This window comes from Luteibacter sp. OK325, assembly GCF_003050935.1.
Taxonomy (GTDB): domain Bacteria; phylum Pseudomonadota; class Gammaproteobacteria; order Xanthomonadales; family Rhodanobacteraceae; genus Luteibacter.
Genome location: NZ_QAOX01000007.1, coordinates 267,425 through 289,118 on the forward strand (window position 1 = coordinate 267,425; position 21,694 = coordinate 289,118).

A 21,694-nucleotide genomic window follows, 5' to 3' on the forward strand; every position below is an offset into this window, starting at 1 on the left:
AAATGTAGGAGCCGCTTCAGCGGCGATAGCCAGGTTGCCGCACCACCCATCGCCGCTGAAGCGGCTCCTGCAGGAGCGGGCCGTCAGCGAGCTGGCGGGGTGTCAGGGAGCTTGAAGAGCTTCACCGCATTAGCCGTTGTCGCGGCAGCGATGTCTTCGGCTGACTCATCGCGCAGAGACGCAATCGTCTCGAGCACATCCGTCATGAAGGCCGGTTCGTTGCGTTCGCCACGGTGGTGGGCACAAGGCTGGTCGGGGGCGTCGGTTTCCAGCAGAAGCCATTCCAGCGGCATCGAAGCGACGACGCGGCGGATGCGATTGGCGCGGTCGTAAGTGACGGGGCCGCCGATGCCCAGGTGGAAGCCGAGGTCGAATAGCTGCCGGGCCTGCTCTTCGCTGCCCGAGAAACTGTGGACCACGCCCCGCAGGCCGCCAACGCGTCGCAGGGTGTGGATGGTTTCCTCGAAAGCGCGGCGCGCGTGCACGATCACCGGCAAGTCGTGCTCTTTGGCGATTTCCAGCTGGTGGACGAAAATCTCGCGCTGCCGTGTCGCATCGAGGCCCTCGACGTAGAAATCCAGCCCGATCTCGCCGACCGCAATGGCGCCGCGCCGGTCCAGCCAGGCGGGTAATTCGGTGAGGTGCTCGTCGCGATGAGCGCCGGTCATCAGGGGATGCAGGCCGTAGGCGGGGAAGGCGCCTTCACGCGCCGCACACAAAACCTCGATGGCTTCCCAGTTTCCCCGATCGATCGCCGGTACGATCCAGCGCCTCACGCCGGCCCCGCTGGCCCGGTCGAACATCGCTCCACGATCTTCGTCGAACGAGTGGTCGTCCAGATGGGCGTGAGTGTCTACCAGATCGAGCATGTCAGTCAGCGGCCGGTGGGGTTGTAGGCGTGAGTCTAAGGCGTCGTTCAGTTTAACGACTGTCAAATGTCATCGAGGCGACTTCCGGGTGATGGGGCTGATTGCGCCATCGAGTCGCTGACCTTTGTTAGGAGAGTAGGGTTATGAGCAGGTTGAAGATTTCCGTCCTGAACGCAGGTTTGGGCGCGGCCCTTGTGTTGAGCCTTTCCGCCTGTAACCGCGATGCCAACGCCGATGTGGCTAATGCTCCGGGGCCGGGTACGGCCGCCCTCAACGCCGCCGCCGCGCCGCCTCCCGAGCCCGCCGGCCCGAAATACGGCCGCGTGGTGAGCGTGGATCCCGTGCGCGAAGCTGCCACGGCCGCCCAGCGCCAATGCCACGATGAAGTCGTGACGCGGCATGTGCCGGTCAAGGATCAGCACCAGATCGCCGGTACCGCTATCGGCGCCGTGGCAGGCGGCCTGCTTGGCAACCAGATCGGGCACGGCAACGGCCGTACTCTCGCGACGGTGGCCGGTGCGGTGGGCGGCGGTTATGCCGGCCACACGATCCAGGAGCGCCATCAGGAGTCGAATACGACTACCAGCACGGTGCGCAAGTGCGAGACCGTGCAGGGTAGCAGCGGGGAAAAGGTCGTCGCCTACGACGTGCGCTACGAATACAACGGCGTGACCCGTTCGGTCCGCATGGATCACGATCCGGGCGACCGCGTCCAGGTTCAGGAAGGCGTTTCCGTCATTTCCGACGCGCGTTGATCATTTAAATCCACCAGGACGTCATCCATGCACAGCTTCGTCCGCAAGTCCGGCCTCGTCGCCGTTGCCGTTGCCACCCTGTCGTTGACAGCGTGCTATGAGCCGCCGCGGCGCGCCTACCGCGAGGATCGCGTGGTGTATTCGGGCCCTCCGCGGGGCTGCGACCAGTGCGGCACCGTGAGTGATGTAGAGCAGGTATATACGCAGCGCGATTCATCGCCGCTGGGCGCCGTGATCGGCGCAGTGGCGGGCGGCCTGCTGGGCAACACGGTCGGCAAGGGTGATGGCCGCGCGGCCGCCACCGTCGGTGGCGCCGTGGTCGGTGGCTTTGTCGGCAACTCGGTGGGCCAGCGCAACGGCGCCGACGAGGTGGCGTTCCGCGTGCGCATTCGCCTGGATGACGGGCGGGTCGCGACGGTGACGCAGCGGGAAGATCCACAGCTGCGTCGCGGTGACTACGTGGTCATCCAGGGTGACCACGTCTACCGCAGGTAACGCGGGCTATGGACAACCTGCGCCCTGTATAGACGACACGCGTTTCCTGTAGGAGCCGCTTCAGCGGCGACACCAGGATACGTCAACGCATAAAGACGTCCATACGGCTAAACAAGAAAGGCCCGCTACCTAGCGGGCCTTTCTTGTTTAGCGCGAATGGGAAGGTTGATTCGAGCACCCATCGCCGATGAATCGGCTCCTGCACAAGCATGGGGCCTGAAAAACAGGCAAAAAAAAGCCCTCGTCCGAGGGCCTCTTTTCCCGGGAATCCCAAGCTGCCCGCCTGGATTCCTTCTCCCCCGCGTGTTCTTTCGCTTACATCAATTGACGGCGTAGAACGCGTGGTCACCGATCTTGCGAACGATGCGGCTGGCGGACCAGCTCGGCGCGACAGCGACGGTCGCGAAATGATCAGCCTGCGGAACATAGACCAGGCGTTCGCTCTTTGGCAGGCTCCAGTTGTTCAGGGAGTCGCCGGCGATTTTCCACGCCTTGGTCCACGAAACCAGATCGGTTATTTCAAAATCCTTCGGTGTCGTGGTGATTGCGAACTGGCGTGGAGCCGAGACGACTGCACACACCTTGTCGCCGCCCATGCCGCGATCGCGGCGCCGTAGGGCGACTTCCGCCACGGCGTACTGGCCGATGGTGGGTTCGCTGCGTGCTTCGAGATACACCGTCGTCGCCAGGCACGTCTGGTCAGCGAGGTGGCTTGGAAGGACGGACGCCATCCATAGCAATGCGGAAAGTTTCATGTGTTTCTGCCTCCAACGAGCTTTTCCGTCACTTGCGGCTTTCTTTGGAAAGGCCATGGGGGACGTATGAGCGGTAGACGGGCGGGCAGGCCGTTACTACCTGGACCAACCGAAGGCACCCGCTGAGAATCAGTTACGCGGATGAGTCGGGCGTCACACACTGTGACTGTACTAAACGGCTGTCCGGAGCCGTCCGGTAATGGGGGTTGCGCCGAAAGGGAGCGGCATCGCGATGGGCGGCGGCTCCGTCGGCTTACTACGCGCAATCAGATGGTGCGCGCGTTTCGTGCTCCGGCTTTTGCCGGGTCGCGCCAGAACCGTCATCGTCGACGGATCGTCGCGGGTGTAACCGTGGTGCAACACCACGGTCCACTCAAATGGATCGGCGGAGCCTAGTAGCGCAATGCAAATTTGGCAAGTGCGTGTGCGGTACGGTTCAGCTTTTACTCACACACGCTGCTGAACTTTATTTTACGAATGTGCTTGCGACTGCTTATGCGTCGAATGTCGACACGATGTGCAGACGCATGCCTTCGATTTCAAGAGTGTCTGCCTGTATGGCCGCATCATCCAATACGACAAGCGATATAGGCTTCGTTGCTGATGCGTTGCACATCAACACGATACCGACGGCGTTGCCGTCAACGCGTAGCGAATGTCCTTCTTCGAGCGCGCTATCGGATGTAACGACATGCAGATGCTTCTTGTGGCCGCCCAGGTAATGCAGGCGCGCTGCAATTTCCTGGCCGGGAAAACAACCTTTATTGAATGAGACGGCACTCAGGCGTTCCATCGAGAGTGCGGGTGGCAACAACGTGTCGATCGCTGCATCGGGAAGCCACGCGTAGCCTTTCTCGATGTGTCGCGCGATCCACGCGCTGTTACCCGTCGTCGTATCGCCGTTGCTCACATCGCCGATACGCAACGACGCATCGCCTTCACCGAAAATGATCGCGCCGCTTTCGTCTTCGCGCACATGCATGTCGTCGAGTGCATCACCATCGCTCGTGTGCAAGACGTCGGACACGACGATCTTCAACTTCGAGCGGAAGACAAAACGACGCAGGTCGTTCGCGATCGCTTCGCTGTCTCCACCATGGGGAACCACCACGAGGCGCTCGTCCTCGGGCCGGGCGATCTGCAGCAAGGCGCGCACCCGCCCCTTGGGGTCGAGCCAGCCGCTCCATTGCCACCGGCCGGAGGGCAGGGCGAGGACGTCGCTGCTGAACTGGGCATTGGCGAACGAGGCCGCGTCCGGGCCGGTCAGGGTGATGCTGCGAGTGGTACGGCTCGGCATGGGGAGGCGCAAGGCAGGGCGGAAGCGTAAGATATACGGTCGGGCCAAGGCCAAACCAACCCTCTTCATGATCGTGAAGGTTGTGCTGAGGTGGCACAGGTATTACGCTTTTAGGGCTTTATAACCATGTCCGACAATCCCTCCGAACCCAAAGATGCGAACGATTCCGCTCCGGCGAAACCGCTCGTCACGCCGGTCGTCCCCACGAACGGCACGCCAGGGGTCGAGAAAGCGCCATTGGACCCAACGCGTTACGGCGACTGGGAAAAGAACGGACGCTGCATCGACTTCTGAGGATCGGAAGGCGGGGAGAGATCGTCGGGCATCAGCGATTCCAATCCAGGATAGCCGCCATGGCACAAACGGGACGACCGCTCTCACCGCATCTCCAGGTCTACAAGTGGCAAGTGCAGATGGCTTCTTCCATCCTGCATCGCGTCACCGGCATCATCCTCGCCGTCGGTAGCCTGCTCATCGTATGGGGCCTTGCTGCCCTCGCCGCCGGTCAGGACGCCTTCGCGACCTTTTCCGCCTGCGCTGCCAGCCCCTTCGGCACGATCGTCATGATCGGCTGGACCCTGGTCTTCTTCTACCACCTGTGCAACGGCATCCGTCACCTGGTCCAGGACACTGGCAAGGGCTACGCGATCGAGTCGTTCGTCCGTTCGAGCTGGATGGCGATCATCGTCTCCATCGTGCTCACGGTCGCCGTCTGGGCCTATGTACTGACCGGGAGCCACGCATGAGCAAGGACCTGCGCAACCCGCTCGCCCGCGCACGCGGCCTGGGCTCGGCGAAGGAAGGCGTCGGCCACTGGATGACCCAGCGCCTCACCGCGCTCGCCCTGGTGTTCCTGACCCTCTGGTTCGTCATCACCGTGCTCGGCCTGATGCACGCCGACTACGCCACGGCCCGCGCGACCATCGCCAAGCCCTGGAACGCGGTCCTGCTCATTGCCCTCATCGTCACCATGTTCAAGCATGCCGTGCTTGGCCTGCAGGTGGTGATCGAAGACTACGTCCATACCCGCTGGCTCGAAATGACCTCGCTGGTACTCATCAAGTTCATCGCCGTACTCGCCGCGCTTACGGGCGTGCTGGCCGTGCTGCGCATCGCGCTCGGAAGCTGATCGATGGAATCCTATAAGGTTCAACAACACAAGTACGACGTGATCGTGGTCGGCGCCGGTGGCGCGGGCCTGCGAGCCACGTTCGGCCTGGCCGAGAAGGGCCTCAAGGCTGCCTGCATCACCAAGGTCTTCCCGACCCGTTCGCACACCGTGGCGGCGCAGGGCGGTATCTCCGCCGCGCTCGGCAACATGGGCGAGGACGACTGGCGCTACCACTTCTACGACACGATCAAGGGCTCCGACTGGCTCGGCGACCAGGACGCGATCGAGTACATGTGCCGTGAGGCCATCCCGGCCATTATCGAGCTGGAACACTACGGCGTGCCGTTCTCGCGTACCGAGGAAGGCAAGATCTACCAGCGCCCGTTCGGTGGCATGACCACGCATTACGGCCAGGGCACCGCGCAGCGCACCTGCGCCGCGGCCGACCGTACCGGCCACGCCATCCTGCATACGCTTTACCAGCAGGCGCTCGCGCACGACGCCACGTTCTTCATCGAGTACTTCGCCATCGACCTCGTGTTCGAGGATGGCAAGTGCGTGGGCGTGCTCGCCCTCGACATGAACGAAGGCACCCTCCACCTGTTCCGCGGCCACGCCGTGGTCATGGCGACGGGCGGCTACGGCCGTGCCTACTTCAGCGCCACCTCGGCGCATACCTGCACGGGCGACGGCGGCGGCATGGTGCTGCGTTCCGGCCTGCCGCTACAGGATATGGAATTCGTGCAGTTCCATCCGACCGGTATCTACGGCGCTGGCTGCCTGATCACCGAGGGCGTGCGTGGCGAAGGCGGTTACCTGACCAACTCCGAGGGTGAGCGCTTCATGGAGCGCTACGCGCCGAACGCGAAGGACCTCGCCTCGCGCGACGTCGTGAGCCGTGCGATGACCATCGAGATCCGTGAAGGTCGCGGTGTGGGCCCGAAGAAGGACCACATCCACCTCAACCTGATGCACCTCGGTCCCGAGGTCATCAACGAGCGTCTCCCGGGTATCGCCGAGTCGGCACGCATCTTCGCCGGCGTGGACGTGACCAAGGAGCCGATCCCGGTCCTGCCGACCGTCCACTACAACATGGGCGGCATCCCGACCAACTATCACGGCGAAGTCGTGACCAAGCGCGACGACGATCCGGATTCGATCGTGCCGGGCCTGTTTGCCATCGGCGAGGCGGCCTGCGTGTCGGTCCACGGCGCCAACCGCCTGGGCTCGAACTCGCTGCTCGATCTGGTCGTCTTCGGTCGCGCCGTGTCGCATCGTTGTGCCGAGCTGATCACCACGGGCACGCCGCACAAGGATCTCCCGGCTAACGCGCTGGACAAGATCCTCGCGCGCTTCGACCACCTGCGTCATGCCGACGGCGCCAAGCCGACTGCCGACATCCGCGCTGAAATGCAGATGACCATGCAGTCCGACGCCGCGGTGTTCCGCACCGGCGACACGCTGAAGGAAGGCAAGGCCAAGATCTCCGAGGTGTACTCGTCGTTCGGCCAGGTCAAGGTCAGCGATCGTTCGATGGTCTGGAACTCCGACCTGATCGAAACGCTGGAACTGTCCAACCTGCTCGCGCAGGCCGTGGCCACGATGCATTCGGCGGAACAGCGCCCGGAAAGCCGCGGCGCGCATGCCCGCGAGGACTTCCCGGACCGTGACGACCACGACTGGCAAAAGCACACGCTGGTGTGGATCGACGAGGCCGGTAACTCCAGCTTCGACTTCCGCCCGGTGCATATGTACACCCTGACGGACGACGTTGAAGTCGTGCCGCCGAAAAAGCGCGTTTACTGATACCGGACCGGAGAGGCAATCGTGGCAGAGTTCACGCTACCCAAGAATTCCAAGATCCAGGCCGGCAAGCATTTCCCGGCGAAGGGCGCGAAGAACGTGCGCACCTTCAAGGTCTATCGCTGGACGCCGGACGACGGCCAGAACCCGCGCACCGACACGTACGAGGTGGATCTCGACACGTGCGGCCCGATGGTTCTCGACGCCCTGCTGAAGATCAAGAACGAGATCGACTCGACGCTCTCGCTGCGCCGCTCGTGCCGTGAAGGCATCTGCGGTTCGTGCGCGATGAACATCGACGGCACCAACACGCTGGCCTGCACCCGGGCCATCGATGAGTGCAGTGGCGGTACGGTCAACATCTACCCGCTGCCGCACATGCCGGTGGTGAAAGACCTGGTGCCCGATCTCACGCACTTCTACGCCCAGTTCGCGTCGATCAAGCCGTGGATCCGTACGCAGAGCCCGGCTCCGGCGGACAAAGAGCGCCTGCAGTCGCCGGAAGACCGCAAGAAGCTCGACGGTCTCTACGAGTGCATCCTCTGCGCCTGCTGCTCCACGTCGTGCCCGAGCTACTGGTGGAACGGGGACCGCTACCTTGGTCCGGCGATCCTCCTGCAGGCCTACCGCTGGATCGTCGACAGCCGTGACGAAGACACCGGTGCGCGCCTGGACGATCTCGAAGATCCGTTCAAGCTCTATCGGTGCCACACGATCATGAACTGCGCGCGCACCTGCCCGAAGGGTCTCAACCCGGCCAAGGCGATCGCGGAGATCAAGAAGCTGATCGTGCAGCGTCGCTCGGCCTAAAAGCCGAGCTGCTCTTTGTGGGAGCCGATTTATCGGCGAATGGGTGCTCGCCGCAAGCCCCCATCGCCGCTGAAGCGGCTCCCACAGTGTTTCGGCCCCACCACGTGTTTCACCAGTCTGGTGCCCCCGATGGAAGAAGCCCGCCTCAAACGCCTGCGCTGGCGTACCCGCCGGGGTACGCGCGAGCTCGATCGCCTGTTTGGTGGCTGGCTGGACGAGCGCTACGCCGACGCGGATGAAGCCAAACGGATGGCATTCGACGAGCTTCTGGACGTGCAGGATCCCGATCTCTGGGATTGGGTGATGGGCCATGCCCGCGCCTCCCGCGACGACTGGCAGGCGATCATCGATGAGATTCGCGCACGGCATCAGCTTTGACGTCAGGCCTTCGCCTCTACTGAGCCGATTCGTGCTCCTGATTGTCGCGCTCGCGACGATCGCACCCCTGTTCACCTCGCTGCCCTGGATCGCCCGCCTGGCGCTTGCCGGTCTCATCGCGGCTGTCGGGATCGCACGTGCGGCGCATGGTCGCAGGCCGGCCGTGCGGGTGCTGGACTGGGCCTTCGACGGCCTGTGGACCGTACGGGATCGCAGCGGACGCAGCTTTCCGGCCGAACTCGTGGCCTCGCGCGTGGTCGGAACCTCGGTCTTCCTGCATTTTCGGTGGAAGGGCGGGGCAGGCCACGTGGCCCTGCTGCCCGACAACACCGATGCGGACCATCTGCGCGTCCTCCGGGCCCGTCTTTCCGCGGCGCGCTGAGGTCGCCAGCTTGCCGGAACCGGCGGCATCGGGCACTCTGCCGCGCGGTGCATGCCTTTCGTGGCGGGCTCCCTTCTTACAGGCTGCGATCGACAGGTATGTTCAGACCCCTCGAACTCTTTATCGGACTGCGCTACACGCGCGCCAAGCGTCGCAACCAGTTCATATCCTTCATTTCCACGGTCTCGATCGTCTGCATCGCGATCAGCGTCACCGCGCTCATCACGGTGATGTCGGTGATGAACGGCTTCGACAGCGAGTTGCGTACGCGCATCCTCGGTGCCGTATCGCACGTGACCGTGTCCGGTATCGACGATACCGTGCAGAACTGGCAGACCGCGGTGAAAACCGCCGAGGGCACCAAGCACGTGCTCGGTGCCGCGCCGTATGTCGAAACCCAGGCCTTCCTGCAGGCCAAGCGGCCCAGCGGCGCGCTGATCCGCGGTGTGGTGCCGTCGATGGAGCCGAATGTCTCCGACCTCGACAAGCACATGGTCGAAGGCAAGATGTCCGACCTGACCGACCGCAGCTGGAAGATCATCCTCGGTCGCGAGCTGGCTCTCACCCTGGGCGTGAACGTGGGCGACAAGCTCACCGTCGTCGTGCCGCAGTTCACGGCTACGCCCATGGGTGCGGTGCCGAAGCTGCGCAGCTTTACCGTCAGTGGCATCTTCGAGCTGGGCATGCAGGAATACGACGCGAACCTCGCGCTCGTTTCCATGCCGGATGCCGAACGACTCAATGGCCTCTCCGGGCCCACCGGTATCCGCCTCAAGCTGGACGATATGCGCCAGGCCTGGCCGGTGGCACAGGAGCTGGTCAACAAGCTCGGCCAGGCCTACCGCGTCGAGACCTGGATGGACACCCACGCCAACTTCTTCCGTGCGATCGACATGGAGAAGACGGTGATGTTCGTGATCCTGTCGCTGATCATCCTCGTCGCGGTGATCAACCTGATTTCCATGCTGATGATGCTGGTGACCGACAAACAGGCGGATATCGCGATCCTGCGCACGCTGGGTTCGACGCCGCGCAGCATCATGGGCATGTTCATGGTCCAGGGCATCCTGGTCGGTATCGTCGGCATCGGTTTCGGCGTGCTGCTCGGCGCGTTGCTCTCGTTCAACCTGCCGGGCATCGTGAAGTGGATCGAGCACGTCACCGGGCAGACGTTCCTGTCGCCGGACGTGTATTACATCAGCGAACTGCCGAGCCAGCTGCTGTGGTCCGACGTGGGCTGGGTGGTGGTGGTGACCTTCATGTTCTCCCTGCTGGCCACGTTGTATCCGGCGTGGCGCGCCTCGCGCACGCAGCCCGCCCAGGCGCTCCGTTATGAATAAGCCCAACGACGATATCGTTCTTCGCGCCACCGGTGTCGCCAAGGTTTACGAAGAAGGCGACCTGCGTACGGGCGTGCTTTCCAACGTGAACTTCGCCTTGCGCCGCGGCGAGACCATGGCCATCGTCGGCGCGTCCGGCTCGGGAAAGTCCACGCTGCTGCATATCATTGGTGGCCTGGACACGCTCAGTGCCGGCAAGGTCGAGGTGAATGGCCGCGTGTTGTCCGAACTGTCGGATGCCGAGCGCGGCCGCGAGCGCAATCGCTCGCTGGGTTTCATCTACCAGTTCCACCATCTGCTGCCTGAGTTCACCTCGCTGGAGAACGTGTGCATGCCGCTGCTGATCCGCGGTGTGTCCATTGCCCAGGCGCAGAAGGAGGCCACGGCCCTGCTCGAGCGCGTGGGCCTGGGTGCGCGCCTGCGTCATCGGCCGGCGGAGATGTCCGGCGGTGAGCGCCAGCGCTGCGCCGTGGCGCGTGCACTGGTGACGCGTCCGGCCTGCGTCCTTGGCGACGAGCCGACGGGCAATCTCGATGAAGCGAATGCGGCTCACGTCTACGAGCTGATGATCGAACTTAACCGGGAGATCGGCACGAGCTTCGTTCTGGTGACGCATGACACGCGTCTGGCGGGCCGGATGGACCGGACGCTGGAGTTGCACTCGGGCGAGTTGCACGAGCGGTAATCAAAACATCGCCGATGAATCGGCTCCCACACGGATTTGTGGGAGCCGAACGGATTTGTGGGAGCCGATTCATCGGCGATTGTGGGAGCCGCTTCAGCGGCGATGCTCTTTCAGGCCCCCTCAGATCGCCTTGACGACGACGCGCTGCGCCGCCGCCCGGCCGGCCGCATCGGCCAGTGCCACAACGGCATAGTTATGCCAACCGTCCGACCAGTAATCGGCCAGCAGGCCGTTGTCTTCGCGCTCGCCGCGGGGTAGCAGGTGCCGCGCCGCGCCCGGCGGCCGTACGTAGAAACTCACCGTGTGGCCGTTGCCGTCGTCGTACAGCACCATCGCGGCCGGGCCCTGGTCGGTGGCGAAGAGCCGGCCGCCCATCGGCCGGAAACCGGCGTCGGCGAGGTCGGGCAGGTGGACGGTGGCACCGACGCGTCCGGCCAGCCATGCCCGCAGGTCGCCTTCGTTGCCCGTGGTGATGTCCATGCCCACGCCGTGGTCGACGGCGAGCAGCTGATAAGCCTGCATGGCATCGGCCATCGGCGCCGTGCTGCCTGTTCCCATGCCACGTGCCGCCCAGCCGCCGATCCCGCCCAGCGCCAGGCACAGCAACAGGCCGGCCGCCATGGCGACCCGGCTTGCGCGACGCTGGTGGCGACGCAGGCGCATGACCGTCGGGTCCAGGGCGGCTTCGACGGCCGGTGCCGCGCCGAGATCGCCCGCCAGCAGCGTACGCAGTTGCTGGGCATCGTGACGCCACCCCTGGACCTCGTCGGCCTGCTCGGCGTGGCGGCTGAGGTAGCGCTCCACTTCACCGCGGCGCGGGCCGTCCAGGTGGCCGTCCACGTAGGCATGGATGTCGTGTTCGCTGGGGGGCGTGGTGTTCATTTCAGCAGTCGCAGGGGAGGGGTTTCAGAACGGCCGCCCTCACCGAGCAGGCGCAGTGCCCGGCGGGCGCGCGAGAGGCGGGACATGACCGTGCCGATGGGAATCTCGAGGATATCGGCCACCTCCTGGTAGCTCATGCCCTCCACCGTGATCCAGATCAGCAGGCTGCGCTGTTCCACCGGAAGTGCCGCGAAGGCGGCAAGGGTGGAGTTGGCAATGGCAACGCGCTCAGCGGACGGCCAGGTAGGCTCGTCCTCGTGCAGGCTGCCAAGCAGCAGGGCGTAGCGGCTGGCACGCCGTTTTCCGTCCAGGAACAGGCGGTACAAGATCGCAAAGAGCCAGGCGCGCAGACTCTCGTCTTCTCTGCGTGACGCCCATTTCGAGAGGGCGCGCTCCACCGTCGACTGAACCAGGTCGTCCGCCACAAAGGGGTCGCGAGCCAGCCAAAGCGCGAAGCGCCGCAAGCGCGGCAGCATCGGGCGAAGGGCTTCGTCGATTCTCGGGTCGGACATGCCGGGCCTCGTACCTGGGTGTTCCATGACAGTCAGACGCCATTCGGGGGAGATTATTCCCCCTGAATGGAATAAAAGTCGTGGACGTACGTCCCACACTGGAAACGCGATCCCGCGAGGAAGGAGCAGGACCATGCAAGAACCCAAGAAGCGACCCCCGCCGGCCAATGTGGCCGGACGCTGGGCACTGATAGGCCTTGTCGTTGTAGCCGTTGCCGCGGCGTTTGCGTATGTGGGGGGCTGGCTCACTCCGTCCCGCCTCACGCCCAAACGTCTCGTCAACGCGCTGCAGGCCAGCGGTGGCGAGCATCCCGGCTTTCGCCGCAACCATGCCAAGGGCATCTGCGTGGGTGGCTACTTCGAAGCCAGCGGCGCGCTGGCCAGGTACTCGTCGTCCCCGTTGTTCGCCGCTGGCCGTACCCCGGTGGTCGGGCGTCTGGCGCTGCCCGGCGGCAATCCCTATGCGGCCGACAGCAGTGTGCCCATCCGCAGCTTCGCCCTTCGCTTCGATCTCGCCGACGGCGAGCAGTGGCGCACGGGCATGAACGCCATGCCGGTGTTCCCGGTTTCCACGCCACAGGCGTTCTACGACCTTACCGTCGCGACAGGCCCGGACCCGGCTACCGGCAAACCGGATCCGGAGAAGGCCAAGGCGTTCTTCATGAGCCATCCGGAAGCGGGCGCTTTCCTCGGCTGGATCAAGACGGCCAAGCCGGCCGCCAGTTACGTCGACGAGACCTACCAGAGCATCAACGCCTTCTACCTCCGCGACGCGAACGGCGAACGCCATGCCGTCCGCTGGAAAGTCGTCCCGGAGACGCCGGCGACCGGCGACGGCGGGCCTGCGGCCGGCGACACCGACTACCTCGATGCCGACCTGACCCGGCGCCTGGCGCAGGGACCGGTTCGCTGGCACCTGCAGATGGTGCTTGCCGCACCCGGCGACCCTGTCGACGATGCGACGAAGGCGTGGCCGGACGACCGGCAGACGGTCGACGCGGGCGTCGTCGTGATCGACAGCGCGCAGCCGCAGGCGAACGGCCCTTGCCGTGACGTCAACTACGACCCGACGATCCTGCCGCGCGGCATCGAGATATCGGGCGATCCGATCGTCGTCGCGCGCTCGGCGGCTTATGCGGTTTCGTACCTGCGCCGTACCGGTGAGGAAGGTCATCTCCCCGGCACTGCCCATCCGAAGGAGGATCAGCGATGAGCCGCGTCGACACGTTCCACCCCTTCGCCCGTGTCCTGCACTGGCTGATGTCGATCATGATCCTCACCATGCTCTTCGTGGGCGCGGGGATGGTCACCAGCGTCGAAGCGAAGCACGAATGGCTGCTGTCGATCCATCGGCCGCTGGGCATCACGATCTTCGTCCTCGCGCTGATCCGGCTCGGTTTTCGCCTCACCCATCCGGCACCGCCCCTCCCGGCCGACATGCCGGAATGGCAGAAGCTCGCCGCGCATGGATCGCACTGGATGCTCTACGGCCTGATGATCCTGATGCCTTTGATCGGCTGGGGCATGCTTTCGGCGGGTAACTACCCGGTGACGCTCTGGTCCGGCTTCCAGCTGCCACCGATCCTGCCGGCCGGTCCGGCGTTGTATGCCTGGCTTCGCGAAGCGCATCGTTATCTCGCCTGGCTGTTCTTCCTCACCTTCCTCGCACATATGGGCGCGGCGCTGATGCACGGTTTGATCCGTCGCGACGGTGTGTTGCCGTCGATGACGGGCGGCTCGAACGATTGAGGTCGCGAGCAAGGCACAATGCAGGTATGCGTTATGCCTTGCTCGCCCTGATCACTGTTCTCGCCGGCTGCCGTTCACTCGGCTACTACGCGCACGTGACTCATGGCCAGGCGGCGTTGCTCGCGCAACGCCGCTCCATCGACAAGGTGGTGGTCGATCCGAAGACGCCGGAGAAAACGCGCCAGCGCTTGGTGCTGGCACAGGAAGCACGGCGCTTCGCTTCGAAACAACTCGACTTGCCGGATAACCGCAGCTACACCCTGTACGTCCAGCTGGATCGGCCGTGGGTGGCCTGGAATGTCTTCGCCACGCCCGAGCTTTCGGTCTCGGCAGTGACGCACTGCTTCCCGATCGCGGGCTGCGTGGCGTATCGCGGATTCTTCCGCAAGGACCTTGCCGATCGCGAGGCCGTGCGCGAACGCTCGCTTGGCCATGACGTGGCGCTCGGCGAGGTGCCCGCGTACTCGACGCTGGGCTGGTTCGCCGATCCCATCCTCAGCAGCATGATGCGTTGGGATGACGATGAACTCGTCGGAACGATCTTTCACGAACTGGCACACCAGAAGATCTACGTGAAAGACGACTCGTCATTCAATGAATCGTATGCGAGTTTCGTCGAGCAGGAAGGCGTGCGCGAGTGGCGACAGGCCCGCCAGTTACCACCGCCGGACGAGAAGGGCGACGCATTGGACCACGCGTTCACCAGCCAGGTACTCGCGCTGCGCGACCGGCTCAAGGCGATCTATGCGCAGCCGTGGACTGACGATGTGAAGCGCGTAGCCAAGGCTGAGGAGTTCGAGGATTTTCGCGGGCGCTATCTGGCGTGGCGCGCCGGTGAAGCCGGAGGCGATCATCGCTACGACCGCTGGATGGCGCGGCCGTTGAACAATGCCTCGTTGCTGCCCTTCGGCCTGTACGACACGTGGACCGCGTCGTTCGCGACGCTCTTCGAGCAGTCCGGCCGGGCGTGGCCGGTGTTCTTCGCGAAGGTGTCCGCGTTAGCAAAGCTGCCGCCCGACGAGCGCACCGGGCAGCTCCAGGCCCTGAAACACTAGGTTTTCTGTAGGAGGCCTTCGGTAGGAGGCTTTCTGTGGGAGGCTTTCTGTGGGAGCCGATTCATCGGCGATTGTGGGAGCCGATTCATCGGCGATCCCGCGGCAGCGGGCCAGTCCGCCGCGAGCACCCATCGCCGCTGAAGCGGCTCCCACAGGAAGCTGAAACATTGCCGCTGAAGCGGCTCCCACATGGGTTAAGGTGTGGCCTTTCGACCTGCCATGTGCTTGAAGTAGGCGACGAGGTCGTCGAGGTCGGCGTCGGAGAGTGTCTGGCGGTCGAAGCCGGGCATCTTCGCCTGCGGCCAGTGACGCATGTCCTGTGGGTTGCGCACGAGGGTGCGCAGCATGTCGTCGCGCAGGTACTCGGTGGGACTGTGCGGGATGTTGAGATCCGGGCCGAGCTTCGCATCGCCCTGGCCGTTGAGCGTATGGCAGGTAATGCAGTTGCGCTGGAAGACGGCAAAGCCCTTCGTGATCGGGTCGTTCGCGGCTAACCCCGGCGCGGGTCGCATGGCCGGGAATCGGCTGGCCGGGTCGCCAAGCACGCGCACCGAGGCGACCTGATAAGGCCATTGCTCGGTGCCGACGTGGCCCGCTTCCGGATGCAGCCAGACCAGGTAGAACGGACCGGCGCTGGGTTTGCCGTCGCCGAGTGCCGGCCAGGGCTTGCCCGGCGGCTCGACCGCCAGCCACGCTTCGGCGCCATGCGCATCGAGAACCAGGCTACCTGGAATTTCCGCGGTGAACCCATCCAGCGCCGTGAACTGCAGGTGTGAGCCCGGTGCCACGCCATCGAGGAGGGCCTTCATCGGCACCGCGCGGTACGGCATCGTGCGGTGGTACGACACGTCGCCGGGTATGGAGATCTCGCGTACGTCGGGACGGGCGAGCAACTGCTCCGTGGTAAGCGTGCGTGGCCCGTGTCCCGTATCGATGGTGAGCGTGGCGGCATGGCACAGCGTGGCGCAAAGGGTGAGTAGCAATCCGGTCAGCAGGCGCACGGCGGGGTCCTTCTGGCTTGGCGGGGCGACACGGTGTCGCGGTACCCTCGGATTATCGCCTGCGCAGCCCCATGTCGGGGTTTCGACCCGATCACGGATTCACCCATGGCCGACACCGCTGTCCCCGAATTCTTCGAGCGCTTTCCGATGACGCGCATCGTCAATACGGATCTCGACGCCGACCTCGCCGCGGACGACAACCGTATCGCCGTCCTCTTCCTGTGGGGCCGCGATTGCCCGAACTGCGATATCGCCAAGCGGCAGATCCTGCTGACCAGCGAACGCTTCGTCTGGCCCCAGGTACGTTGGCTGCACGACAACGTGTACGACGATCCGACCATGGCTACGCGCTTCGGCCTGCACGGGATTCCCGCCTTCTTCCTGTTCCACCGTGGCAAGAAGCTGGGCCGCATCACCGCGTGGCCGGGCACGCAGCCGTTCATCGACGCAGTGAACAAGCAGATCGCATTGACAGGTGCCACCGCATGATCATCCAGTCGCTGCTCGATACCGACCTCTACAAGTTCACCATGATGCAGGTGGTGCTGCATCAGTATCCCGCGGCGCAGGTGGAGTACCGTTTCCGATGCCGCACGCCGGGGGTGGACCTCGTTCCTTTGATCGCGCGCATCCGCGAAGAGCTCGACCATCTGTGCTCCCTGCGCTTCGGTGACGAAGAACTCGCGTACCTGCGTACGCTGCGTTTCATCGACAGCGACTTCGTCGATTTCCTCGGCCTGTTTCACCTCAACGCGCGCTACGTGTCGATCTCGCCATCGACCGAACATGAAGGCGAGATCGATATCGTCATCACCGGGCCGTGGCTGCACACGATCATGTTCGAAGTGCCGTTGCTGGCGATCGTCAACGAGCTGTATTTCGCCGCGAACCATCCTGAGGCCGATCTCGCCGAGGGCAGGGCACGTCTGCGCGCGAAGATCGCCTTGTTGCGCGACACCAAGGGCTTCGAGCGCGTTCGTATTGCCGATTACGGCACGCGGCGGCGTTTCTCGCGTGCCTGGCATGAAGAGGCGTTGCAGATCATGAAGGCCGAATGGGGCACGCACCTGGCTGGCACCAGCAACGTCTGGTTTGCGATGCGCCAGGGGTTGGTGCCGATCGGCAGCATGGCGCACGAGTACCTGCAGGCATTCCAGTCGCTCGGTCCCCGCCTGCGCGACTCGCAGACCGCGGCGCTCGAATCCTGGGCCCGCGAATACCGCGGCGACCTGGGTATCGCGCTATCGGACGTCTATGGCCTGGATGCCTTCCTGCGCGACTTCGACATGTACTTCTGCAAGCTGTTCGACGGAGCGCGCCACGATTCCGGTGATCCCTTCGTATGGGGTGACCGCGTGCTCTCGCACTACGTCAGCAATCGCGTGGACCCACGCACGAAGATCCTCGTCTTCAGCGACGGCCTCGACGTTCCGCGGGTGATGGATCTGTACTCACACTTCGAAGGTCGCTGCCAGCTGTCCTTCGGCGTCGGTACCAACCTGACCAACGATGTCGGGCCGGATCCGCTCAACATCGTGATCAAGATGACCCGCTGCAACGGGCAGCCGGTGGCGAAGCTGTCCGATTCGCCGGGGAAGAACATGAGCGACGACGCGGAGTACGTGTCGTACCTGCGCAAGGTGTTTGGCTTGCCGGCTCAGAATGCCGGCAACACCGCACCGCCGTAGTTCTTCTCGATGAACGCCTTCACCTCGGGCGAGGTGAGGGCGGCGGCAAGCTTCTGCACGCGCGGGTCGTCCTTGTTATCCGGGCGCGAGACGAGGAAGTTCACGTACGGGGAATCCTTGTCCTCGATCAGCAGCGCATCTTTCACCGGATTCAGGCCGGCGGCCAGAGCGTAGTTGGTGTTGATCAGGGCGAGGTCCACTTCGTCGAGTACACGCGGCAGCATGGCCGCCTCGAGCTCACGGAACTTGAGGTTCTTCGGATTGGTCGCGACGTCTTTCAGTGTGGCCAGGCGGTCGTTCGGGTTCTTCAGCGTGATCAGGCCGTGCCTGGCCAGCAGCAGCAGCGCGCGGCTGTTGTTGCTCGGGTCGTTAGGGATCACGACATTGGCGCCGTCGGGCAGCTGGTCGATGGATTTGAACTTCTTCGAGTACGCACCGAAGGGCTCGATGTGCACGCCGACGACCTTGACCAGGTTGGTCCCGCGTTCCTTGTTGAAGGCATCGAGGTAGGGTTCGGTCTGGAAGAAGTTGACGTCCAGCTGCTTCTGCGCCACCTGCATGTTCGGCTGCACGTAGTCGGTGAACACCTTGATCTCGAGGTTCACGCCCTGCCTGGCGAGCAGCGGCTTGATCTCCTTGAGGATCTCGGCGTGCGGCACGGGCGTGGCGGCGACCGTGAGCGTGGCCTCGGCCGAGCCGTCCTTGCCGCCGCCGTCACCGTTCGAACAGCCCGCGACAAGCACGGCGAGGGCGGCGGCGAGGGGGAGCAGGTACTTCTTCATGGAGACGTCCGTGGCTTATGTTGCGGTGCGCCAGCATAGACGTCCATACCGCCAGATGCAAAGCCGGCCGCGCCGCCGTTCAGCGACGGCTATAGCGGGTTACCAAGCGGTCGCCGAGGGATTGAAGGATCTGCACCAGGACCACCAGCAGGGCCACCGTGACCAGCATGTAGTCGGGTTTGTATCCGTTGTAACCATACTGGTAGGCGAGGGCACCAAGCCCACCGGCACCGACGATGCCGCCCATGGCCGTGTAACCGACCAGGGCCACGGCAGTCACCGTCGCGCCAGCGATCAGGCCGGGCCGGGCTTCGGGCAGGAGCACGCGCGTGACGATCTGGCTCGTGGTCGCGCCCATGGCCTGGCTCGCCTCGATTACCCCGCGATCCACCTCGCGCAGTGCGGTTTCGACCAGGCGGGCAAGGAACGGCGCCGCGCCGATCACCAACGGCACGATGGCGCCCCGGATACCGATGCTCACGCCGGTGATCGCCTTGGTCACCGGAATGAGCAGGATCATCAGGATGATGAACGGTACGGAGCGGAGTACGTTCACGACCAGCGAAAGTGCGCTGTAGAGCCTGGGCCTGGCGTGAAGCTGCCCGCGCGCGGTGAGGAACAGCCAGATCCCCAGCGGCAGGCCGAGTACCACGGTGAACAGCAACGAGCCGCCGAGCATCAGCAAGGTGTCGATACAGGCCTGGCCGATCTCGGCCCAGTCGATGTTGGGGAACAGGGTCTGCATCGGGCTCATCGGGTCACCTCTTCGATATCCACGCCGGCGTCGCGGATCTGCGCGAGTGCGTCGTCGACACGTTCGCCGTTCATGGCCAGGGTGAGCTGTCCGTATGGGGTGTCCTTGATGCGGTCGACGCGACCGGAAAGCAGGTTGTATTCGACGCCCGTATCGCGGACCACGTTCGACAGCACCGGCGAGTAGGTGGCTTCGCCGCGGAACGAGAGGCGGAACAGGCGGCCGGTGACGCCGGAGAACTCGGGCCCGTGGCCCTCGCGGTGATCGGCTTCGGCGACGAAGCGACGCGTCGTGGGATGCTGCGGATGCAGGAAGACGTCGGCCACTGCGCCCATTTCGACCACGTGGCCTGCCTCGAGCACCGCGACGCGATCGCATACGCGGCGGATCACGTCCATCTCGTGCGTGATGAGGACGATGGTGAGGCCGAGACGGCGGTTGATGTCCGCGAGCAGCTCCAATACCGACGCCGTGGTCTGCGGGTCGAGCGCGCTGGTGGCTTCGTCACACAGCAGGATGGACGGCCGGCTGGCCAAGGCGCGCGCGATGCCGACACGTTGCTTCTGGCCACCGGAAAGCTGGGCCGGATACTTCCGCGCGTGCGCGGTCAGGCCGACAAGCTCGAGCAATTCATCGACCCGCGCGGTGATCTCGCCTTCCGATACGTTGCCCTGGATGCGTAGCGGAAAGGCCACGTTGTCGGCGACGCTGCGCGAGGAGAGCAGGTTGAAGTGCTGGAAGATCATGCCGATGCCGGCGCGCAGCTTGCGTAGTTCGCTGCCCGTGGCATCGGTGACATCGCGGTCCTCGATGAAGATGCGGCCGGCCGTGGGCCGCTCGAGGAGGTTGATCAGACGAAGCATGGTCGACTTGCCGGCGCCCGAGTGGCCGATGATGCCGAACACTTCGCCGCGCTCGATCACCAGATCGACGGGCTCGAGGGCGGGAACGAGGGCTCCGTCGACCCGATAGGACTTGGAAGCGGCGGCAAAACGGATCACGGGGGTTCCGACAGGGGACGAAAGCACTCATGGTAGCCCAAGCCGCGCCACCGCCGGCGCCGCGGGCGTAGACTCCCGGCAGTCCACCCACGTAAGGAGACGCGCATGACCGCCATCTACGATTTTTCCGCCCGCGACATCGAAGGCAACGAACGCTCGCTCGCCGAATACCGCGGCAAGGCCCTGCTGGTCGTGAATGTGGCGTCCAAGTGCGGGTTCACCCCGCAGTACAAGGGCCTGGAAGAATTGCAGAAACAGTACGCGGGGCAGGGGTTCGAAGTGCTGGGTTTTCCCTGCGACCAGTTCGGTCACCAGGAGCCAGGTGACGAGAACGAGATCCGCGACTTCTGTTCGCTCACCTACGACGTGAGCTTCCCCATGTTCTCGAAGATCGAGGTCAACGGTGAGAACGCGCATCCGCTGTATCGCTGGATGAAGGCGGAGAAGAAGGGCCTGCTCGGCACCGAAGGCATCAAGTGGAACTTCACCAAGTTCCTCATCGACCGCGACGGGCAGGTGGTCGAGCGTTACGCGCCAACCGATACGCCGGAGAAGATCGGCAAGGACCTGCCCAAGGTCCTCGGCTGACGTCGGAACCGCTTCTTGTGGGAACCGCTTCTTGTGGGAGCCGCTTCTTGTGGGAGCCGCTTCAGCGGCGATTGGGCGCCGCAGCGCCACCACTCCGTTGGCCTTTCGCCGATGAATCGGCTCCTACATGAAACGGGTCAGCCCAGCCATGACGGCTGGGTCTTGTCGAGGAAGGCGGTGAGACCCTCCTGACCCTCGGCCGATATACGCAGGCTTGCGATCAGCGCGGCGTTGCCTGCGTCCACCGCCTGCATGTCCTCCACGTCCATGCCGCCCATGTTCAGGGCGAGGTGTTTGGCCTCGTTCTGGGCGATCGGGCCACCCTTACCGAGCAGACCGACGACGCGGTCGATCGCGGCGTCGAGTTCCTCGGCGGGGACCGTCTCGTGAACCAGCCCCATGGCCAGCGCGGCGCTGCTGCCGAAAATCTCACCGGTGATGAACAGGCGACGTGCCTGACGCAGGCCAATGGCGGCGATGACGTAAGGCGAGATCACGGCCGGCACGAGGCCGAGCTTGACCTCGGAAAGAGCAAACTTCGCCCCCTCGGCCGCGATGGCGATGTCGCAGCAGGCGACCAGGCCCACGCCACCGCCGAACGCCGCGCCATTGACCCGCGCCACCGTCGGCTTCGAGAGGAACTGCAGGCGGCGCATCAGCGTGGCCAGGCGCAGGGAGTCGGCCCGGTTGTCCTCCTCGCTGGCCGCGGCCATACCGCGCATCCAGTTCAGATCGGCGCCCGCCGAGAAGCTGGCTCCGGCGCCGGTGAGCACCACGGCGCGAATCCCGTCGTCGCCTTCGATCCCGTCCAGCGCGGCCGTCAGGTCGGCAATGAGGACGTCGTCGAAGGCGTTGTGGACTTCGGGGCGATTCATGACCAGGCGGGCGAGGGATCCCTCGCGGATCAGTTGGACGGCGGACATGGGGTCTCTCCGGTTTGCGTAGGCGGCGATGATACGGGTTGCTCCCGGGTGACTGTCAGCGATTTCTTGCTCATGTGCA

The 21,694-nt window shown here is 64.5% G+C and carries 27 protein-coding genes; 17 read left to right on the forward strand and 10 right to left on the reverse strand.

What is annotated here, in order from left to right; translation table 11 throughout:
• Positions 1–83 precede the first annotated feature (83 nt).
• Positions 84–869, reverse strand: coding sequence for a TatD family hydrolase (locus C8J98_RS16285; RefSeq protein ID WP_199229940.1), 786 nt, complete (start codon positions 867–869; stop codon positions 84–86).
• 143 nt (positions 870–1,012) lie between these two features.
• Between C8J98_RS16285 and C8J98_RS16290 the strand changes: the two genes are divergently transcribed.
• Positions 1,013–1,624 carry a glycine zipper 2TM domain-containing protein gene (locus tag C8J98_RS16290; RefSeq protein ID WP_107914236.1) on the forward strand — a complete coding sequence of 204 codons (612 nt, stop codon included), beginning with the start codon at positions 1,013–1,015 and terminating at the stop codon, positions 1,622–1,624.
• A 27-nt stretch (positions 1,625–1,651) separates the two neighbouring features.
• The gene (locus tag C8J98_RS22545) at positions 1,652–2,119 is read left to right on the forward strand and encodes a glycine zipper 2TM domain-containing protein (protein WP_107914237.1); all 468 of its coding nucleotides are present in this window, start codon (positions 1,652–1,654) and stop codon (positions 2,117–2,119) included.
• A gap of 320 nt (positions 2,120–2,439) precedes the next feature.
• Here the strand turns inward: C8J98_RS22545 and C8J98_RS16300 are convergent, their stop codons facing one another.
• Together C8J98_RS16300 and C8J98_RS16305 are read right to left on the reverse strand one after the other, a co-directional pair.
• On the reverse strand, positions 2,440–2,874 hold the full coding sequence (locus C8J98_RS16300; protein WP_046966629.1) for a cell wall hydrolase: 435 nt from the start codon (positions 2,872–2,874) through the stop codon (positions 2,440–2,442).
• Positions 2,875–3,367: 493 nt separating this feature from the next.
• Entirely contained in the window at positions 3,368–4,171 is an 804-nt protein-coding gene (locus tag C8J98_RS16305) for a folate-binding protein YgfZ (protein ID WP_158272740.1), read from the reverse strand.
• A gap of 126 nt (positions 4,172–4,297) precedes the next feature.
• Here C8J98_RS16305 and C8J98_RS16310 point away from each other — a divergent pair, with 126 nt between their 5' ends.
• From C8J98_RS16310 to lolD, 9 genes are all read left to right on the forward strand, one after another.
• Entirely contained in the window at positions 4,298–4,465 is a 168-nt protein-coding gene (locus tag C8J98_RS16310) for a DUF1674 domain-containing protein (RefSeq protein ID WP_107914239.1), read from the forward strand.
• A gap of 59 nt (positions 4,466–4,524) precedes the next feature.
• On the forward strand, positions 4,525–4,917 hold the full coding sequence (gene sdhC, locus C8J98_RS16315) for a succinate dehydrogenase, cytochrome b556 subunit (protein WP_107914240.1): 393 nt from the start codon (positions 4,525–4,527) through the stop codon (positions 4,915–4,917).
• Positions 4,914–5,300: a succinate dehydrogenase, hydrophobic membrane anchor protein gene (gene sdhD, locus C8J98_RS16320; RefSeq protein WP_107914241.1), complete on the forward strand. Its 387-nt coding sequence runs from the start codon at positions 4,914–4,916 to the stop codon at positions 5,298–5,300. The genes sdhC and sdhD overlap by 4 nt, the downstream gene beginning before the upstream one ends.
• Before the next feature lie 3 nt (positions 5,301–5,303).
• Positions 5,304–7,088: a succinate dehydrogenase flavoprotein subunit gene (gene sdhA / locus C8J98_RS16325; protein WP_107914242.1), complete on the forward strand. Its 1,785-nt coding sequence runs from the start codon at positions 5,304–5,306 to the stop codon at positions 7,086–7,088.
• Positions 7,089–7,109: 21 nt separating this feature from the next.
• Positions 7,110–7,895, forward strand: a complete 786-nt coding sequence (locus C8J98_RS16330) for a succinate dehydrogenase iron-sulfur subunit (protein ID WP_063572472.1) — start codon at positions 7,110–7,112, stop codon at positions 7,893–7,895.
• A gap of 129 nt (positions 7,896–8,024) precedes the next feature.
• On the forward strand, positions 8,025–8,273 hold the full coding sequence (locus tag C8J98_RS16335) for a succinate dehydrogenase assembly factor 2 (protein WP_107914243.1): 249 nt from the start codon (positions 8,025–8,027) through the stop codon (positions 8,271–8,273).
• A gap of 31 nt (positions 8,274–8,304) precedes the next feature.
• On the forward strand, positions 8,305–8,655 hold the full coding sequence (locus C8J98_RS16340; RefSeq protein ID WP_107914244.1) for a hypothetical protein: 351 nt from the start codon (positions 8,305–8,307) through the stop codon (positions 8,653–8,655).
• Between the two features lie 98 nt (positions 8,656–8,753).
• A complete protein-coding gene (locus tag C8J98_RS16345) occupies positions 8,754–9,995 on the forward strand; it encodes a lipoprotein-releasing ABC transporter permease subunit (protein ID WP_107914245.1) in 1,242 nt (413 codons plus the stop codon).
• Positions 9,988–10,680, forward strand: coding sequence for a lipoprotein-releasing ABC transporter ATP-binding protein LolD (gene lolD, locus C8J98_RS16350; protein WP_107914246.1), 693 nt, complete (start codon positions 9,988–9,990; stop codon positions 10,678–10,680). Before C8J98_RS16345 ends, lolD begins: the two co-directional genes overlap by 8 nt.
• 120 nt (positions 10,681–10,800) lie before the next feature.
• Here lolD and C8J98_RS16355 read toward each other — a convergent pair whose 3' ends face one another.
• Positions 10,801–11,562, reverse strand: coding sequence for an anti-sigma factor (locus C8J98_RS16355; RefSeq protein ID WP_107914247.1), 762 nt, complete (start codon positions 11,560–11,562; stop codon positions 10,801–10,803).
• Positions 11,559–12,074, reverse strand: coding sequence for a sigma-70 family RNA polymerase sigma factor (locus tag C8J98_RS16360; RefSeq protein ID WP_107914248.1), 516 nt, complete (start codon positions 12,072–12,074; stop codon positions 11,559–11,561). Before C8J98_RS16360 ends, C8J98_RS16355 begins: the two co-directional genes overlap by 4 nt.
• 133 nt (positions 12,075–12,207) lie before the next feature.
• On the opposite strand from C8J98_RS16360, the gene C8J98_RS16365 reads away from it, so the two are divergent.
• The 3 genes from C8J98_RS16365 to C8J98_RS16375 are packed head-to-tail and all read left to right on the forward strand — an operon-like array spanning position 12,208 to position 14,878.
• Positions 12,208–13,287: a catalase family peroxidase gene (locus C8J98_RS16365; RefSeq protein ID WP_107914249.1), complete on the forward strand. Its 1,080-nt coding sequence runs from the start codon at positions 12,208–12,210 to the stop codon at positions 13,285–13,287.
• On the forward strand, positions 13,284–13,823 hold the full coding sequence (locus tag C8J98_RS16370; protein ID WP_107914250.1) for a cytochrome b: 540 nt from the start codon (positions 13,284–13,286) through the stop codon (positions 13,821–13,823). Before C8J98_RS16365 ends, C8J98_RS16370 begins: the two co-directional genes overlap by 4 nt.
• Positions 13,824–13,849: 26 nt before the next feature.
• Positions 13,850–14,878 carry an aminopeptidase gene (locus C8J98_RS16375; protein WP_107914251.1) on the forward strand — a complete coding sequence of 343 codons (1,029 nt, stop codon included), beginning with the start codon at positions 13,850–13,852 and terminating at the stop codon, positions 14,876–14,878.
• A 194-nt stretch (positions 14,879–15,072) separates the two neighbouring features.
• Here the strand turns inward: C8J98_RS16375 and C8J98_RS16380 are convergent, their stop codons facing one another.
• Entirely contained in the window at positions 15,073–15,879 is an 807-nt protein-coding gene (locus C8J98_RS16380; RefSeq protein ID WP_107914252.1) for a cytochrome c, read from the reverse strand.
• 105 nt (positions 15,880–15,984) lie between these two features.
• On the opposite strand from C8J98_RS16380, the gene C8J98_RS16385 reads away from it, so the two are divergent.
• Both C8J98_RS16385 and pncB read left to right on the forward strand, forming a co-directional pair.
• Positions 15,985–16,368, forward strand: coding sequence for a thioredoxin family protein (locus tag C8J98_RS16385; RefSeq protein WP_107914253.1), 384 nt, complete (start codon positions 15,985–15,987; stop codon positions 16,366–16,368).
• Positions 16,365–17,567 carry a nicotinate phosphoribosyltransferase gene (gene pncB, locus C8J98_RS16390; protein WP_107914254.1) on the forward strand — a complete coding sequence of 401 codons (1,203 nt, stop codon included), beginning with the start codon at positions 16,365–16,367 and terminating at the stop codon, positions 17,565–17,567. Before C8J98_RS16385 ends, pncB begins: the two co-directional genes overlap by 4 nt.
• On the opposite strand, the gene C8J98_RS16395 is transcribed toward pncB, so the two are convergent.
• The 3 genes from C8J98_RS16395 to C8J98_RS16405 form a co-directional block, all read right to left on the reverse strand.
• Positions 17,537–18,349: a MetQ/NlpA family ABC transporter substrate-binding protein gene (locus C8J98_RS16395; protein ID WP_107914255.1), complete on the reverse strand. Its 813-nt coding sequence runs from the start codon at positions 18,347–18,349 to the stop codon at positions 17,537–17,539. The genes pncB and C8J98_RS16395 overlap by 31 nt on opposite strands.
• Before the next feature lie 79 nt (positions 18,350–18,428).
• The gene (locus C8J98_RS16400; RefSeq protein WP_107914256.1) at positions 18,429–19,103 is read right to left on the reverse strand and encodes a methionine ABC transporter permease; all 675 of its coding nucleotides are present in this window, start codon (positions 19,101–19,103) and stop codon (positions 18,429–18,431) included.
• On the reverse strand, positions 19,100–20,104 hold the full coding sequence (locus C8J98_RS16405; protein ID WP_107914257.1) for a methionine ABC transporter ATP-binding protein: 1,005 nt from the start codon (positions 20,102–20,104) through the stop codon (positions 19,100–19,102). Before C8J98_RS16405 ends, C8J98_RS16400 begins: the two co-directional genes overlap by 4 nt.
• A gap of 105 nt (positions 20,105–20,209) precedes the next feature.
• Here C8J98_RS16405 and C8J98_RS16410 point away from each other — a divergent pair, with 105 nt between their 5' ends.
• Positions 20,210–20,692, forward strand: coding sequence for a glutathione peroxidase (locus C8J98_RS16410; protein WP_107914258.1), 483 nt, complete (start codon positions 20,210–20,212; stop codon positions 20,690–20,692).
• Between the two features lie 137 nt (positions 20,693–20,829).
• Here the strand turns inward: C8J98_RS16410 and C8J98_RS16415 are convergent, their stop codons facing one another.
• Positions 20,830–21,615 (reverse strand): enoyl-CoA hydratase-related protein, encoded by a 786-nt coding sequence (locus C8J98_RS16415; RefSeq protein ID WP_107914259.1) that lies wholly within the window; start codon positions 21,613–21,615, stop codon positions 20,830–20,832.
• Between the last annotated feature and the right edge of the window lie 79 nt (positions 21,616–21,694).

Bases quoted from the DNA above. Each gene is read 5' to 3' on its own strand.
- C8J98_RS16285 (WP_199229940.1), bottom strand. From the start codon at position 869: ATGCTCGATCTGGTAGACACTCACGCCCATCTGGACGACCACTCGTTC.
- C8J98_RS16290 (WP_107914236.1), top strand. From the start codon at position 1,013: ATGAGCAGGTTGAAGATTTCCGTCCTGAACGCAGGTTTGGGCGCGGCC.
- C8J98_RS22545 (WP_107914237.1), top strand. From the start codon at position 1,652: ATGCACAGCTTCGTCCGCAAGTCCGGCCTCGTCGCCGTTGCCGTTGCC.
- C8J98_RS16300 (WP_046966629.1), bottom strand. From the start codon at position 2,874: ATGAAACTTTCCGCATTGCTATGGATGGCGTCCGTCCTTCCAAGCCAC.
- C8J98_RS16305 (WP_158272740.1), bottom strand. From the start codon at position 4,171: ATGCCGAGCCGTACCACTCGCAGCATCACCCTGACCGGCCCGGACGCG.
- C8J98_RS16310 (WP_107914239.1), top strand. From the start codon at position 4,298: ATGTCCGACAATCCCTCCGAACCCAAAGATGCGAACGATTCCGCTCCG.
- sdhC (WP_107914240.1), top strand. From the start codon at position 4,525: ATGGCACAAACGGGACGACCGCTCTCACCGCATCTCCAGGTCTACAAG.
- sdhD (WP_107914241.1), top strand. From the start codon at position 4,914: ATGAGCAAGGACCTGCGCAACCCGCTCGCCCGCGCACGCGGCCTGGGC.
- sdhA (WP_107914242.1), top strand. From the start codon at position 5,304: ATGGAATCCTATAAGGTTCAACAACACAAGTACGACGTGATCGTGGTC.
- C8J98_RS16335 (WP_107914243.1), top strand. From the start codon at position 8,025: ATGGAAGAAGCCCGCCTCAAACGCCTGCGCTGGCGTACCCGCCGGGGT.
- C8J98_RS16345 (WP_107914245.1), top strand. From the start codon at position 8,754: ATGTTCAGACCCCTCGAACTCTTTATCGGACTGCGCTACACGCGCGCC.
- lolD (WP_107914246.1), top strand. From the start codon at position 9,988: ATGAATAAGCCCAACGACGATATCGTTCTTCGCGCCACCGGTGTCGCC.
- C8J98_RS16355 (WP_107914247.1), bottom strand. From the start codon at position 11,562: ATGAACACCACGCCCCCCAGCGAACACGACATCCATGCCTACGTGGAC.
- C8J98_RS16360 (WP_107914248.1), bottom strand. From the start codon at position 12,074: ATGTCCGACCCGAGAATCGACGAAGCCCTTCGCCCGATGCTGCCGCGC.
- C8J98_RS16365 (WP_107914249.1), top strand. From the start codon at position 12,208: ATGCAAGAACCCAAGAAGCGACCCCCGCCGGCCAATGTGGCCGGACGC.
- C8J98_RS16370 (WP_107914250.1), top strand. From the start codon at position 13,284: ATGAGCCGCGTCGACACGTTCCACCCCTTCGCCCGTGTCCTGCACTGG.
- C8J98_RS16375 (WP_107914251.1), top strand. From the start codon at position 13,850: ATGCGTTATGCCTTGCTCGCCCTGATCACTGTTCTCGCCGGCTGCCGT.
- C8J98_RS16385 (WP_107914253.1), top strand. From the start codon at position 15,985: ATGGCCGACACCGCTGTCCCCGAATTCTTCGAGCGCTTTCCGATGACG.
- pncB (WP_107914254.1), top strand. From the start codon at position 16,365: ATGATCATCCAGTCGCTGCTCGATACCGACCTCTACAAGTTCACCATG.
- C8J98_RS16395 (WP_107914255.1), bottom strand. From the start codon at position 18,349: ATGAAGAAGTACCTGCTCCCCCTCGCCGCCGCCCTCGCCGTGCTTGTC.
- C8J98_RS16400 (WP_107914256.1), bottom strand. From the start codon at position 19,103: ATGAGCCCGATGCAGACCCTGTTCCCCAACATCGACTGGGCCGAGATC.
- C8J98_RS16410 (WP_107914258.1), top strand. From the start codon at position 20,210: ATGACCGCCATCTACGATTTTTCCGCCCGCGACATCGAAGGCAACGAA.
- C8J98_RS16415 (WP_107914259.1), bottom strand. From the start codon at position 21,615: ATGTCCGCCGTCCAACTGATCCGCGAGGGATCCCTCGCCCGCCTGGTC.